The sequence below is a fragment of the Streptomyces camelliae genome (genome assembly GCF_027625935.1).
Classification (GTDB): domain Bacteria; phylum Actinomycetota; class Actinomycetes; order Streptomycetales; family Streptomycetaceae; genus Streptomyces; species Streptomyces camelliae.
In genome coordinates this window covers 7862028-7876364 of record NZ_CP115300.1, presented here as the reverse complement: position 1 = coordinate 7876364, position 14337 = coordinate 7862028, and the positions used below count along the sequence as shown (strand labels likewise).

The following is a 14337-nucleotide window of genomic DNA, read 5'->3' as shown; positions in this document are numbered from 1 at the left end:
ACGGCATCCTGATATTGTTCCCGCATGAGCACCCCAGATTCCGACGGCCTGCTCGCCGAGCAGTTGCTGCGGCTCACCCGCCGGGTGCACCGCATCCAGAAGCGCCATCTGGAACAGCGCGACCTGGGCATCACCCCGGCCCAGTCCCGGCTGCTGCGCACCCTCGCGCACTATCCCTCTCCCCCGCGCATGGCCGACCTGGCCGAGCGCCTGGAGGTGGTGCCGCGCGCGGTGACGACGCTGGTCGACGGCCTGGAGGCGAGCGGGAAGGTGCGGCGGGCGGCGGATCCGGCGAACCGCCGCGTGACCCGGATCGAGCTGACCGACGAGGGGCGCGCGACCCTGCGCGAGCTGCGCGGCGCCCGCCGGTCGGCGGCCGAGGAGATGCTCGCTCCGCTGACCGAGAAGGAGCGCGAGGTGCTGGGCGTCCTGCTGGACACGCTGATCGACGGGGACACGGCGAAGACCTGCTGACCGCGGCGCGGCCCCGCTCCGCCGAGCAGGCAGAGGGGGCCGCGCGCACCCGATGGAGGCGGTGTCAGCCGGCCTCGGGAGCGGCTTCCTTCACAGCCGGCCGTACCGTCGTCGCGCCCCCGGCCTCCTGCCTCTCCTCCGGCACGAAGGCGATCTCCCCGTCCAGCACCTTCTTCGCCCGCACGGTGTCCAGCGCGCCCTCCCAGCGGGAGACCGCGAAGACGGCGACGCAGTTGCCGAGCAGGTTGGTGGTGACCCTCATGGAGTCCATGATCCGGTCGACGCCGAGCAGCAGGGCGACCGCTCCGGCGGGGATGACGCCCAGCGAGGTCGCGGTCGCGGACAGCGCGAGGAAGGCGGAACCGGGCACGCCCGCCATCCCCTTGCTGGTCAGCATGAGCACGAGGACGACGGTGAGCTGCTGGCCGGGGCTGAGGTCGACACCCACCGCCTGCGCGATGAAGAGGGTGCCGATGGAGAGGTAGAGCGAGGCGCCGTCGAGGTTGAAGGAGTAGCCGGTGGGCAGCACCAGACCCACGGCGTCGTCGCGAGCGCCGGCCTTGCGGAGCTTGTGCATCACCCGTGGCATGACGGACTCGGTGGAGGCGGTGCCGAGCGCGAGCAGCATCTCCTCACGGATGTAGCGCAGGAACTTCCACAGGCTGAGCCCGGTGACCATGCGCAGGGCGACGGCGAGCAGCACGATGAACAGCGCCGCGGCCGCATAGCACAGGACGATCAGCTTGGCGTACGTCTCGATCACGCCGAGCCCGTACTGGCCGATCAGGACGGCCATCGCGCCGAACACCGCGATCGGCGCCAGTCGCATGACGAAGCCGACGATCGCGAAGATGATCTCCTGGGCCTGCTCGACGGCGGGCAACACCTGCGGCACCTTGGTGTGCCCGAGGTGCAGCAGCGCGGCGCCCACCAGGCAGGCCAGGATGAGCACTTGGAGCAGGGAGTTCTCGGCGAAGGCGCCGATGAAACTGGTGGGCAGCGCATTCACGATGAACTCGGTCGTCGAGGGCAGTGATCCGCCGCCCGTCTTCGCGTCGACCGCCTTGGCGCTCAGCGCGGACGGGTCGACGTGCATTCCCGAGCCGGGCTGGACGACGTTGGCAGCGATCAGCCCGATGATCAGCGCCGCCGTACTCGCGACCTCGAACCAGATCAGGGCCTTGAGCCCGATCCGGCCGAAGGCCTTGAGGTCACCGGCCTTGGCGATGCCCACGACGACAACGCAGAACACCAGCGGGGAGATGATCGTCTTGATGAGACGGGTGAAACCGTCACCGAGCGGCTTGAGATCCGTGGCCACGCCGGGCCACAGCCTCCCGACGACGATGCCGAGCACGAGCGCGCAGGCGACCTGCGCGAAGAGGGAGGTACGCAGTATGCGTGCGACGCGTCGCGGCAGGGACGGTACGGACTGCGGCACGGGCACTCCTAGGGGATGTCGACTTGCGGAAGCCGAGCGGGACTTCTGCGATACGGAAAGCGGCTTCCGTGCCGATCACTCTGGAGGTGTCGTTGATCCCTTCTGAGACGCCCGTGTCACAGCCGTGTAAATCACGCCGCCGGTGGCGCATCCCCCAGCGCCACGCTCAACAGCCCTCGCGATCCTCCGTCAGCACCCCCTGAGCCGTGGCCAACGACCGGTCGTAGCAGCCGTCGGAGCCGTCCAGGCGGTAGCGCTCACTGGAGGTCCCGACCGCATGCCGCTGGTCACGCGGGACGTTGATCGTGTACGCCGCGTCACCGTTGTAGGTGTCGTCGAGCCGGGACCACGCGGTGCGCCGGCCGCCCCGCCGCTCCGTCACCGACGCGCGGTCGCCCAGGGTCAGCACCGTACGCAACCGGTTGTCCGTACCGATGGTCGTCGCGCCGTCCATGGTGTACGTCCGCTGCGTCCGCGTCGTCCGCGCGGGGCCGTGTCCGCCGACGGTCACCGTCTGGTCGTCGGTCCAGGTCGCGTCCAGCCCGTCCGTGTTCTCACCGTCCGTCCAGCGGTGCACGGAGGTGTTGGCGAGCGAGCGGGTGACCGTGGTGGTCACGCGGCCGTGCGAGGTGTCGAGGTATCCGGAGACGGTGAGCCGGTGTCCGGCCTCGGTGTTCACCCGGTTCTCCGAACCCGGCGTGTAGCTGGAGGAGTTGGCGAGGTCCGTCGCGTCGTCCGCGGTGAGCGCTCCGGTGATCTGGGCGCGGTGGGCGTCCTGCCAGACCAGCACATTGACCGGCGCGCTCCAGCCCGGCTGCCCCGCGGGCACCCCGACGACGGAGACCTCGACGCGGTGCGGGCGGCCGTCGTCGAGGAGGCCGGCGAAGGGCGTGAGGTCGTACTCGATCGGCCGGACGTCGAAGGCGTGCGGGGCCGGGACGACGTACCAGAGGAAGGGGTTGGACCAACCGCCCGTCCAGACGTTCGGGAACGGCGCGGCGATCCCGGCGAGCCGGCCGTCAACCTTGATCTGCACCTCGCGGTAGGGGCCGCGGTCGGCCTTGCAGGAGTACGACGCCGGGTCGGCCACGGTCAGGTACCAGAACTCCTCGCAGCCACCCCCGGATCCCGTCGCGTACACCTCCGCGACGATCCGCTCGCTGTTGCGCGGGGTGGTGAGAGTCGTGCCGTCGGGCGTGTCGGCAAGCGTGAGGACGCGGTCGGGGGTGCGCTCGGCGGGGCGGCCTGCATAGAAGGTCAGCGTGACGTGCACGTCGATGACGCCGGTGTACGTGTCGTCCACGACGTTGCCGATCAGCATCTCGACGTCCCGCGCGCTGCGGAAGGTGTCGCTGTAGCGGGTGACGTCCTTCTCGACGTGCCACTCGATGCCGTCGGGCGAGGGCTCCGGGGTGGACGTGCGCAGAATCTCGACACCGCCGATGTGCAGATAGCCGAGACGGTCGTACTGACGGCCCTTCACCTTGCCGTCGAGGCGCAGGACGACCTTGCTCCAGCGATCGCCGCAGCCCTGGGGCGGGGTGTACGTCCCCCGATAGGGTGTGAAGTCGCGGAACTGGGCGTCGGCCAAGGTGACCTGGCAGGACTTGGTGTGCGGCCGGTCGACGGGCGGTGCCGCGGTCACCGGGTCGTGCCAGTCCGTGCCGAACTCGCCGGGGACGTCGGCCGCTTGGGCGGCAGCGGCCCCGGTGCCGAAGAGCGCGCTCGCCAGGAGGGTCGCCCCCGCGAGCATGGACATGACTATCCGTCTTCTCATGGCCCGTGTTCTACGGGGAGTCGAGCCCGCCCCGCAATGACGCCTCGTCGCCTCAGGCGCGCAGTGCCTCCTTGTCCCCCATCACCATCACCGGATGCCGGGCCGGGTCGAGCGTGCGCAGCAGGAACTTCATCGCTCCCTTGGGAACGCTGACACAGGCGGCCGTGCCGTCGCCGTGGTCGGGATGCAGCCAGACGCCGCCGCCCTTGTCGTCGCCGTCGGGGCGCGTAGGGTCGTGCGGAGGCGTGCCCGGCAGGCGGTTGTAGTCAATGGCGATGACGTAGTCGAAGACATGCTCGTACGCTTCGGTGTCGATCGTCGGCGCGTAGGCGTACTCGTCCTGGTCGTACGGCAGCATGCTGCCCGGGTCGTCGAGCACACCGCCCGCGTCGGAGAGCCCGAACACGCCGACAGGACTGCGCTCGTCACCCGAGTGATGGTCCGTGGTCCAGCCGTTCCGGCCATTGTGGCCGGCCCAACGCGCCACCGGCCGCCACTCCGGTCCCTCCTTCATGTACAGCACGACCGTGGAGTCGGGTGAGTCCTCACCCTTGCCGTACACGGCGACGACCTGACTGGAGTCACGAGGGATCCACCGATGCAGACGGTCGCCGACGCCCGGGATACGGGTCGGGTCGGTCGCAGGGATGGCCGACACCACCGGGTGACGGGGGCCCTGCGCGCCCTCGGCGTCGACAGGGCCGGATCCATCGCTGCCGCACCCGGACAGGGTCGTCAGGAGAGTTCCGAACGCCGTCACCGCGACTGCACAATGCCGCACACTGTAGATCGCCACACGTCCATGGTGGCATCACACACCGAACGACAATGTGACTTATCTGGGCATTTCACCGGGTTGGCTGACAGCATCGCCGGGGTGACCTGCGCGGAGCGGGGTCACCCGGCCGCCGACACCGGCCGGAGTCCTGGTGCGAGCGCCGGCATCGGCCACGTCCTCGTGAAACCGATGGCCGGAAGGCCGGTGGATGCGGCCGGTCCCTCAGGAAAACCGTTTGAAATTCACCACTCTGCAACGCGAACCTTTCACGGCTTGTTGCCACTCCTCATCGCCTCCCCCTCCCTGACACGAGCCACTGGGACGTCATGCAGATTCAAGACCTTCCGTATTCCGATCCGGGCGTCCCAGACGTACGTTCGGGCCCCCGATTCCTGTGGTGGCTCTGGCGGAATCAGCTGGGCGGGCAGCTGAAATCACTCGCCTGGGGCCTGTTGCACTTCGTCTCCGTCTCGGCCCTGCCCTTTTGTGTCGGCCTCGCCGTGCAGGCGGTCGTCGACCGCTCCGGCACCCGGCTCGCCCTGACGGGTGGTCTGATGCTGCTCTGCGGCACGGGCATCGCCGTCGGCGACACCTTCCTGCACCGGGCCGCCGTCACCAACTGGATCACGGCGGCCGCTCGCGTCCAGCAACTGCTGGCCCGCAAGGCGGCCCAGCTGGGCTCCGCCCTGACCCGACGGGTCGCGGCCGGCGAAGTCGTGGCCGTGTCCACCGGTGACGTCGAGAAGGTGGGCTGGTTCGTCGAGGCCGTCTCCCGGTTCACCGCGGCCGCGCTCACGGTCGTGGTGGTCGGTGTCGGCCTCCTCGTCTACCAGCCCGCTCTCGGCGTGATCGTCGCGATCGGGCTGCCCGTCGTGGCGTTCGCGGTGCTGCCGCTGCTGCCCCGGGCCACGCGCCGCGCCGACCTCCAGCGGGAAAAGGCGGGCCGGGCCACCGAGCTGGCCTCGGACACGGTCGCCGGGCTACGCGTGCTGCGCGGCATCGGCGGCGAGGAACTGTTCCTCGACCGCTACCGCCGGGCCTCGCAGGAGGTGCGGCACGCCGCGGTGCACAGCGCCCGGATGTGGTCCCTGATCTCCGCCGTCCAGGTGCTGCTGCCCGGACTGCTGCTCATCGCCGTCGTCTGGCACGGCATCCATCTGGCCCGCCAGGGCCGGATCACGGTCGGCGAACTCGTCACCGTCTACAGCGCGGTCATGATCCTCAACTACCCGCTGCGGCACTTCGAGGAGATCGCCATGGCGTACTCCTTCTCCCGCCCGTCGGCCAAACGGGCGGCCCGGGTGCTGTCACTGGAGCGCGCCACGGCCACCGACGGTACCCGCGAGGCCGAGGTGCCGACCGGGGATCTGTACGACCCCGAGACCGGTCTGCTGGCTCCCGCCGGCCGGCTCACCGCCGTGGTCTGCGGCGACCCGGACGCGGCGGGCAGGCTCGCGGAACGGCTGGGCGGCCATCCCACCGAGCCGGGCCGTTCGGTGCTGCTCGGCGGCGTGGCCCTGGACGAACTCCCGCTGGACAGCGCCCGCAGTGCCGTCCTCGTCCAGGACAAGGACCCGGTGCTGCTGTCCGGCACGCTGCGCGAGCTGCTCGACGTGCCCGCCTCCGGAGCCGTGGCGGCCACGGACGCGCTGGCCGCGGCACAGTGCGACGACGTCCTGGACGCGCTCGTCCAGGGATCGCTGGACGCCACCGACCCGATGGACGCCCGTATCACCGAGCGCGGCCGCTCCCTGTCCGGCGGCCAGCGCCAGCGGCTGGCACTGGCCCGGTCGCTGGTCACCGATCCCGAGGTGCTGGTACTGGACGAGCCGACCTCCGCGGTCGACTCGCACACCGAGGCCCGGATCGCGGACGGGCTGCACCGGCTTCGTTCGGGCCGGACGACGGTGGTGTTCACCTCCTCGCCGCTGCTGCTCGACCGCGCGGACCTGGTCGTCCTGGTCCACCAGGGCGAGGTCGTGGCGGTCGGCGCGCACCGCGAACTGGTCGACGGCGAGCCACGGTACCGGGCCGTGGTGACGCGTGAGACGGACGAGGAACTGGCCGCGGCCGACGAAGGGGTCCTGCTGGACGCCCTCCAGGAGCTGGAAGAGATCGAGGAGAGCGCATGATCGGCGTTGCGCCACCGGCGTACGACCCGGCGGCCCCGACGACCGCCACCACCCTGCCCGTCGGCGCGGCCGCGACCGTGCGCGCCTACGTCACCGAGCTGTTCCGCCGGCACCGGCGGGCGTTCCTGCTGCTCATCGCGGTGAACACGGTGGCCGTGATTGCCTCCATGGTGGGTCCCTACCTGCTCGGCGGCCTGGTCGAGCGGGTCTCCGACCGGTCCCGCGATCTGCAACTGGGCCTGACCGTCGGGCTGTTCGTGCTTGCGCTGGCCGTGCAGGCCGTGTTCGTACGGCAGGTCCGGCTGCGAGGCGCGGTGCTCGGCGAGCGGATGCTGGCCGACCTGCGCGAGGACTTCCTCGTCCGGTCCGTCGGCCTGCCGCCGGGCGTGCTGGAGCGGGCGGGGACCGGTGACCTGCTCTCCCGCATCACCACCGACATCGACCGCCTGGCCAACGCGATGCGCGAGGCCGTACCGCAGCTGGCGATCGGTGTCGTGTGGGCGCTGCTGCTGCTCGGCGGGCTCGTGGTGACGGCCCCGCCGCTGGCGGCGGCCGTGCTGCTCGCCGTGCCGGTGCTGGTGGCCGGGTGCCGCTGGTACTTCAAGCGGGCACCCTCCGGCTACCGCTCCGAGGCCGCCGGGTACGCCTCCGTCGCCGCCGCGCTCGCCGAGACCGTGGACGCGGGCCACACCATCGAAGCGCACCGCCTGGGCGCCCGCCGCGTCACCCTGTCGGAGCGGCGGATCAAGGAGTGGACGGCCTGGGAACGCTACACCCTGTGGCTGCGGTCCGTGCTGTTCCCGGTCATCAACGCCGTCCACGTCATCGTGCTCGGCTCGGTCCTGATGGTCGGCGGCGTGTTCGTGCTGCACGGCTGGATCGGGGTGGGCCGGCTGACCACCGGAGCCCTGATCACGCAGATGCTCGTCGACCCGGTGAACCTGATCCTGCGCTGGTACGACGAGGTGCAGGTCGCCCAGGTGTCGCTGGCCCGCCTGGTCGGGGTGCGGGACATCGAACCGGACGCCGGGGACGCCTCGCTGGCCCCCGACGGGCGGGACGTGTCCGCCGAGCGGGTGCACTTCGGCTACCTCGACGGTGTCGACGTCCTGCGCAAGGTGTCCCTGGAAGTCGCGCCGGGCACCAGGATGGCCCTGGTCGGTCCCTCGGGAGCGGGCAAATCCACGCTGGGCAGGCTGCTCGCCGGTATCTACGCGCCCCGGGAGGGCAGGATCACGCTGGGCGGCGCGGAACTGTCCCGGATGCCGGCCGAACGCGTCCGCTCGCACGTCGCCCTCGTCAACCAGGAGCACCACGTCTTCGTCGGCTCGCTGCGCGACAACCTCCTGCTGGCCCGGACCGGTGCCACAGACGCCGAGCTGTGGGCGGCCCTGGGCGCGGTCGACGCGGACGGCTGGGCGCGGGCCCTGGACGACGGCCTGGACACCGAGGTCGGCTCCGGCGGCCTGGCGCTCACCCCCGCCCAGGCCCAGCAGATCGCGCTGGCCCGGCTGGTGCTGGCCGATCCGCACACGCTGGTCCTGGACGAGGCGACCTCGCTCCTCGACCCGCGCGCGGCACGCCATCTGGAACGCTCCCTGGCCCGCGTCCTGGACGGCCGCACCGTGGTCGCCATCGCGCACCGCCTGCACACCGCCCATGACGCCGACGTGATCGCCGTCGTGGAGAACGGCCGCATCAGCGAGCTGGGCAGCCATGACGAGCTGGTCACGGCTGACGGGGCGTACGCGGCGCTGTGGCGGTCCTGGCACGGGTGAGGGTCCGCCGGGCCTGACGGTGGCCGGTACGGCGGTGGAGGACCTGCCGCCGACGCCGGCCACCACGGCCACCACGGCCACCACGGCCACCACGGCCACCACGGCCACCACGGCCAGGATGGTCACGGTGGCTGAGCCGGTGGCAACACGGCGCAGCGGGATCACGATGCCGCGACTGGCTGGGATCAGCCGTACCGGGGTGCCTTCGGCCTCCGGAACGCGAGGCGCCCCTGCCTCGTCCGACTGGTCCTGCGCGGAGGTTTCGGCAGTCGCAGGGTGGACCGGCCGGGTCCCGTCACGCCAGCCTGCCCTGGGGACTTCCCTGGCCGAAGCGTGCCGCGACCAGGGCCCGACGAGCCGCATCACGGTGCGCCACGCCGGGTTCCCGTACCCATGCGCAGGTCCTTGCCGGAGGTCGTGCCGTTGCGCCTTCCCGAGCCGGAGTGGAAGGCTGGAGAGCGGCACCGGTTCGGGGAGCGCCGGCGGACCGTCCGGTTCGCGGTGTGTGACACCCGTGCCGCGCATGCCGGCGGCCCATCGCCCGGCGCGGTGGTATGCGGCCGTCCTCATCACCCGGAGGTACTCGTGGACAGCGCCGACAGCTGGGGGGACGACGTCTACCAGCCCGATTCCTCGGAGATCCGGGAGGACTCGGGACTCCTCGACGTCGAGGACACACTGGAGTCCGACGGCGTCGACGACCCGCTCGACCGCGGCTGGTCCCCTCCTGAACGACCGTGGGCGGTGGAACACACCGGTGTCACGGCGGCCGAGCGCCAGGCGGGCGAGACCCTGGACCAGCGGCTGGCCGAGGAACAGCCCGACCTCGTCGTACCCGACGGCGACGACATCGGTGACCGCGACATCGACGGGGAACTCCTGGACAACGAGGTCGGCAACCTCCGCTCCGGCCGCCTGGTCGCCCCCGACGAGGGGGCGCACGAGGACGACGAGGCCGCCCTGGTCGCCACCGATGTCGGCATCGACGGCGCCGCCGCCTCCGCCGAGGAAGCCGCGATGCACATCGTCGACGAGGACTCCTTGTCCGGCTGACCCGCCCGCCGCCGGTCCGACCGCCCCGCACGAGGAGCCGCCATGCAGCAGGACAAGCACCCCGACTACCACCCCGTGGTCTTCCGTGACCGCGCCGCCGGGTACGCCTTCCTCACCCGGTCGACCGCGCAGAGCGAACAGACCATCGAGTGGGACGACGGCGAGAGCTACCCGGTGATCGACGTGGAGATCTCCTCGGAGAGCCACCCCTTCTACACGGGCAAGGCCCGGACGGTCGACACCGAGGGCCGCGTCGCCCGCTTCGAGCGCCGGTACGGCGGCGGGGCCGAGCCGGGCGAGGTCGGCTGACCGGGAGCGATCACTCAGCCCCCGTGGGCCGGAGCGGCGGGACGGACCGCAGGGAGCGTCCCGCGGCCGAGGCCGGCAGGTCAGATCACATTGAGCGCTGCCGCGCAGCCGACGCCGCCGAGCAGCATGAACGCGGGCATCAGCACCTTCAGCTCCACCCAGCTGCCGGCCCGGAACCGCATCGCCTTCGGCGGCCCCACCGGGTACCAGCGCTTGCGGCCCACCGGGATGGGCCACAGGATCGGGCAGCCGGACACGGTCAGCGCGTCCCCGATGTCGTGGACCAGCGCGCCCAGCACGATCGGAAGCCCCAGCCACAGGTACCGCTGGTCCGACGCGGTGAACAGCCAGTCGGAGCCGTTGCCCGGCTTGTCCAGTATTCCCGCGAGGATCCATGCGCTGGTCGCGGCCAGCAGCCAGACCAGGACATCGCTGCTGGAACCCCGGGCGGCCCGCCACAGCAGACCCTCGATCGCCAGCACCATGTGCACGAAGAGGATCGCCAGCACCGCCCAGCGGCCCCCCGTGATCGCCGCCGCAGAGCAGCCGGCACCCAGCAGGACCGCCCACACCCAGGTGTGCGTCAGCGTGCGGTGGCCGCCGTTGCGGCGCGGGTCGCCCTTCATGCGCGTCGCCTTGTAGACGGCGTAGGACAGCTTGTCCACGATCTCGCAGATCCCATGGGAGATGGGCCCGAAGGAACGCGAGATGGTCGCGGCCTTGTGGTCGAGGTCCGGGGCGAGTGCGGCACCGGCACAGATCAGCGCGCCGACGAGGAGAACGGGCCAGGGCATCGGGTGCCCGGCCGCGGCGGCGGCCGCTCCGACACCGAGCCAGGCCGCGGCCCCCGACAGTGAGTGTGCTGGTCCCATCATGGCTGCTTCCCGCCCCATTCCTCATGTGCCGCTGTCCAGTTGCCCTGGTGCACTGACGCCCCGTCGGCGACACAGCGTAGCTGCCATGATCTTCGTCCCCGCAGCCGATTCCCCTCTCCGGCACAAGGCCAGGCAAGATGGGGGCGTGACCCTCATCGATCAGCTGCCGCCGACCGCCGACCCCGACGCCCTGTACGAAGCCTTCGAGTCGTGGGCGCAGGAGCGCGGTCTCACCCTCTACCCCCACCAGGAGGAGGCGCTGATCGAGGTGGTCTCCGGGGCGAACGTGATCGTCTCGACGCCTACCGGATCCGGCAAGAGCATGATCGCCGCGGGCGCGCACTTCGCAGCCCTGGCCCGGGACGAGGTCACTTTCTACACCGCCCCGATCAAGGCACTGGTGTCGGAGAAGTTCTTCGAACTGTGCAAGATCTTCGGCACCGAGAACGTCGGCATGCTCACCGGCGACGCCTCTGTGAACGCCGACGCCCCCGTGATCTGCTGCACCGCCGAGGTACTGGCGTCGATCGCGCTGCGCGACGGCAAGAACGCGGACGTCGGCCAGGTCGTCATGGACGAATTCCATTTCTACGCAGAGGGCGACCGCGGCTGGGCCTGGCAGATCCCGCTGCTGGAGCTCCCCCAGGCACAGTTCATCCTGATGTCGGCCACTTTGGGCGACGTGTCCTTCTTCGAGAAGGACCTCACGCGCCGCACGGGCCGCCCCACCTCGGTGGTCCGCTCGGCCACCCGCCCGGTTCCGCTCTCCTACGAGTACAAGCTCACCCCGCTCACCGAGACGCTCACCGATCTGCTGGAGACCAGGCAGGCCCCGGTGTACATCGTCCACTTCACCCAGGCCCAGGCCGTGGAGCGGGCACAGGCGCTGATGAGCATCAACATGTGCTCGCGTGAGGAGAAGGACCAGATCGCCGAGCTGATCGGCAACTTCCGCTTCACCACCAAGTTCGGCCGCAACCTCTCCCGTTACGTCCGGCACGGCATCGGCGTGCACCACGCCGGCATGCTGCCCAAGTACCGCCGCCTGGTGGAAAAGCTCGCGCAGGCCGGTCTGCTGAAGGTCATCTGCGGCACAGACACGCTGGGCGTGGGCGTCAACGTGCCGATCCGCACCGTGCTGTTCACCGCGCTGACCAAGTACGACGGCAGCCGCGTGCGCACCCTGCGCGCCCGTGAGTTCCACCAGATCGCGGGCCGGGCCGGCCGGGCCGGCTTCGACACGGCCGGTCTCGTGGTGGCGCAGGCGCCCGAGCACGTCATCGAGAACGAGAAGGCTCTGGCGAAGGCGGGCGACGACCCGAAGAAGCGCCGCAAGGTGGTGCGCAAGAAGGCACCGGAGGGCTTCGTCGGCTGGACGGAGAACACCTTCGAGAAGCTCATCGCCTCCGAGCCGGAGCCGCTGACCTCGCGCTTCCGGGTGACACACACGATGCTGCTGTCGGTGATCGCCCGTCCGGGCAACGCCTTCGAGGCGATGCGCCATCTTCTGGAGGACAACCATGAGCCGCGCAGGCAGCAGCTCAGGCACATCCGCCGGGCCATCGCGATCTACCGATCGCTGCTCGACGGCGGGATCGTGGAGAAGCTCCACCAGCCGGACGCCGAGGGCCGCATCATCCGGCTCACGGTCGATCTCCAGCAGGACTTCGCGCTCAACCAGCCGCTGTCCACGTTCGCACTCGCCGCGTTCGAACTCCTCGACCCCGAGTCGCCGCCCTACGCGCTCGACATGGTGTCCGTGGTGGAGTCCACGCTGGACGACCCGCGCCAGATCCTCGTCGCCCAGCAGAACAAGGCGCGCGGCGAGGCCGTGGCCGCGATGAAGGCGGACGGCGTCGAGTACGAGGAGCGCATGGAGCGTCTCCAGGACATCACGTACCCGAAGCCGCTGGAAGAGCTGCTCTTCCACGCGTACAACACCTACCGCAAGAGCCACCCGTGGGTCGGCGACCACCCGCTGTCCCCGAAGTCCGTCATCCGCGACATGTACGAACGGGCGCTGTCCTTCACGGAGTTGGTGTCCTTCTACGAGCTGGCCCGCACCGAGGGCATCGTCCTGCGCTACCTGGCCAGCGCCTACAAGACCCTCGACCACACCATCCCCGACGACCTGAAGTCCGAGGACCTGCAGGATCTGATCGAGTGGCTCGGCGAGATGGTGCGCCAGGTGGACTCCAGCCTGCTGGACGAGTGGGAGCAGCTGGCCAACCCGGAGGAGATGACCGCCGAGGAGGCCCAGGAGAAGGCCGACGAGGTCAAGCCCGTCACCACCAACGCGCGTGCCTTCCGGGTGCTGGTCCGCAACGCCATGTTCCGCCGCGTGGAGCTGGCCGCGCTCGACCAGGTCGACGAACTGGGCGAGCTGGACGCCGAGGCCGGCTGGGACGCCGAGGCCTGGGGCGAGGCGATGGACAAGTACTGGGACGAATACGAGGACCTCGGCACCGGCCCCGACGCCCGCGGCCCCAAGCTGCTGGTGATCAAGGAGGAGCCGGAGAACGGCCTCTGGCGCGTCCGCCAGATCTTCGACGACCCGAACGGCGATCACGACTGGGGTATCAGCGCCGAGGTCGACCTCGCGGCCTCGGACGCCGAGGGCCGTGCCGTCGTCCGTGTCACCGAAGTCGGCCAGCTGTGAGCCGCTTCCGACCAGGTGTGACCCAAGGAGAGACCCGCCGATGACGAACCCGGCCGAGAGACTGGTCGACCTGCTCGACCTGGAGCAGATCGAGGTCAACATCTTCCGTGGCCGCAGCCCGCAGGAGTCCCTGCAGCGAGTCTTCGGCGGCCAGGTGGCGGGCCAGGCGCTGGTCGCCGCCGGCCGCACCACGGACGGCGACCGCCCCGTGCACTCGCTGCACGCGTACTTCCTGCGCCCGGGCCGTCCGGGCGTGCCGATCGTGTACCAGGTGGAGCGGGTCCGCGACGGCAGATCGTTCACGACGCGCCGGGTCACGGCCGTGCAGCAGGGCCGCACGATCTTCAATCTGACCGCCTCCTTTCACAAGCCTGAGGGAGGATCGTTCGAGCACCAGCTGCCGCCGGCCCGCGATGTGCCGGACCCGGAATCGCTGCCCACGGTCTCCGAGGAGATCCGCGAGCACCTGGGCGCGCTGCCCGAGCAGTTGGAGCGGATGGCACGCCGCCAGCCCTTCGACATCCGCTATGTCGACCGGCTGCGCTGGAACGCCGAGGAGATCAAGGGGGCTGAGCCGCGCAGCGCCGTGTGGATGCGCGCGGTCGGACCACTGGGGGACGACCCGTTGGTCCACACGTGCGCGCTGACGTACGCCAGCGACATGACCCTGCTGGACGCGGTCCGCATCCCGGTCGAACCCCTGTGGGGTCCGCGAAACTTCGACCTGGCCTCGCTGGACCACGCCATGTGGTTCCACCGGCCGTTCCGCGCGGACGAGTGGTTCCTGTACGACCAGGAGTCGCCGATCGCCACCGGCGGGCGCGGTCTGGCGCGAGGGCGCATCTACGACCAGCAGGGGCGCATGCTCGTCTCGGTCGTCCAGGAGGGTCTGTTCAGGGCCCTGTAGCGGGCGGATCGGCGCGGCTGCGGCCGAGCGGGATCACATGGGCGCGGGCCATGGGCTTCTGCGCCGCAGCCAGCCGCGCAGACCTCGACCGGCCGGGCTCCGGTCCTGCTCGGGCCGGCGGTTCCGGCGCGTCGGTGAGCCGGGCGGCCGTCCG

General features: G+C 70.8%; 11 protein-coding genes. 7 read left to right on the top strand and 4 right to left on the bottom strand.

All coding sequences use genetic code 11. The annotated features are described in order from the left end of the window. Nucleotides 1-24: 24 nt before the first annotated feature. Nucleotides 25-474 carry a MarR family winged helix-turn-helix transcriptional regulator gene (locus tag O1G22_RS36160; protein WP_270085143.1) on the top strand — a complete coding sequence of 150 codons (450 nt, stop codon included), beginning with the start codon at nt 25-27 and terminating at the stop codon, nt 472-474. Nucleotides 475-538: 64 nt separating this feature from the next. Here O1G22_RS36160 and O1G22_RS36155 read toward each other — a convergent pair whose 3' ends face one another. From O1G22_RS36155 to O1G22_RS36145, 3 genes are all read right to left on the bottom strand, one after another. Next, on the bottom strand, nt 539-1915 hold the full coding sequence (locus O1G22_RS36155; protein ID WP_270085142.1) for a cation:dicarboxylate symporter family transporter: 1377 nt from the start codon (nt 1913-1915) through the stop codon (nt 539-541). A 166-nt stretch (nt 1916-2081) separates the two neighbouring features. Continuing rightward, entirely contained in the window at nt 2082-3692 is a 1611-nt protein-coding gene (locus tag O1G22_RS36150) for a peptide-N4-asparagine amidase (RefSeq protein WP_270085141.1), read from the bottom strand. A gap of 52 nt (nt 3693-3744) precedes the next feature. Then, nucleotides 3745-4488: a hypothetical protein gene (locus tag O1G22_RS36145; RefSeq protein WP_270085140.1), complete on the bottom strand. Its 744-nt coding sequence runs from the start codon at nt 4486-4488 to the stop codon at nt 3745-3747. Nucleotides 4489-4796: 308 nt separating this feature from the next. On the opposite strand from O1G22_RS36145, the gene O1G22_RS36140 reads away from it, so the two are divergent. The 4 genes from O1G22_RS36140 (at nt 4797) to O1G22_RS36125 (ending at nt 9742) form a co-directional block, all read left to right on the top strand. After that, nucleotides 4797-6602: an ABC transporter transmembrane domain-containing protein gene (locus tag O1G22_RS36140; RefSeq protein WP_270085139.1), complete on the top strand. Its 1806-nt coding sequence runs from the start codon at nt 4797-4799 to the stop codon at nt 6600-6602. Then, nucleotides 6599-8380 carry an ABC transporter ATP-binding protein gene (locus O1G22_RS36135; RefSeq protein WP_270085138.1) on the top strand — a complete coding sequence of 594 codons (1782 nt, stop codon included), beginning with the start codon at nt 6599-6601 and terminating at the stop codon, nt 8378-8380. Before O1G22_RS36140 ends, O1G22_RS36135 begins: the two co-directional genes overlap by 4 nt. Before the next feature lie 585 nt (nt 8381-8965). Beyond that, the gene (locus tag O1G22_RS36130; protein ID WP_225098973.1) at nt 8966-9433 is read left to right on the top strand and encodes a DUF5709 domain-containing protein; all 468 of its coding nucleotides are present in this window, start codon (nt 8966-8968) and stop codon (nt 9431-9433) included. A 42-nt stretch (nt 9434-9475) separates the two neighbouring features. Continuing rightward, on the top strand, nt 9476-9742 hold the full coding sequence (locus O1G22_RS36125) for a type B 50S ribosomal protein L31 (RefSeq protein ID WP_270085137.1): 267 nt from the start codon (nt 9476-9478) through the stop codon (nt 9740-9742). Between the two features lie 80 nt (nt 9743-9822). Here the strand turns inward: O1G22_RS36125 and O1G22_RS36120 are convergent, their stop codons facing one another. Beyond that, nucleotides 9823-10617, bottom strand: coding sequence for a metal-dependent hydrolase (locus O1G22_RS36120; RefSeq protein ID WP_270085136.1), 795 nt, complete (start codon nt 10615-10617; stop codon nt 9823-9825). A 145-nt stretch (nt 10618-10762) separates the two neighbouring features. Here O1G22_RS36120 and O1G22_RS36115 point away from each other — a divergent pair, with 145 nt between their 5' ends. Then, on the top strand, nt 10763-13276 hold the full coding sequence (locus tag O1G22_RS36115) for a DEAD/DEAH box helicase (RefSeq protein ID WP_270085135.1): 2514 nt from the start codon (nt 10763-10765) through the stop codon (nt 13274-13276). Nucleotides 13277-13316: 40 nt separating this feature from the next. Continuing rightward, nucleotides 13317-14183: an acyl-CoA thioesterase gene (locus tag O1G22_RS36110; protein ID WP_270085134.1), complete on the top strand. Its 867-nt coding sequence runs from the start codon at nt 13317-13319 to the stop codon at nt 14181-14183. Nucleotides 14184-14337: the final 154 nt, after the last annotated feature.

Excerpts from the sequence above, each read along its gene's own strand:
- O1G22_RS36160 (WP_270085143.1), top strand. The coding sequence starts at position 25 with ATGAGCACCCCAGATTCCGACGGCCTGCTCGCCGAGCAGTTGCTGCGG.
- O1G22_RS36150 (WP_270085141.1), bottom strand. The coding sequence starts at position 3,692 with ATGAGAAGACGGATAGTCATGTCCATGCTCGCGGGGGCGACCCTCCTG.
- O1G22_RS36140 (WP_270085139.1), top strand. The coding sequence starts at position 4,797 with ATGCAGATTCAAGACCTTCCGTATTCCGATCCGGGCGTCCCAGACGTA.
- O1G22_RS36135 (WP_270085138.1), top strand. The coding sequence starts at position 6,599 with ATGATCGGCGTTGCGCCACCGGCGTACGACCCGGCGGCCCCGACGACC.
- O1G22_RS36125 (WP_270085137.1), top strand. The coding sequence starts at position 9,476 with ATGCAGCAGGACAAGCACCCCGACTACCACCCCGTGGTCTTCCGTGAC.
- O1G22_RS36120 (WP_270085136.1), bottom strand. The coding sequence starts at position 10,617 with ATGATGGGACCAGCACACTCACTGTCGGGGGCCGCGGCCTGGCTCGGT.
- O1G22_RS36110 (WP_270085134.1), top strand. The coding sequence starts at position 13,317 with ATGACGAACCCGGCCGAGAGACTGGTCGACCTGCTCGACCTGGAGCAG.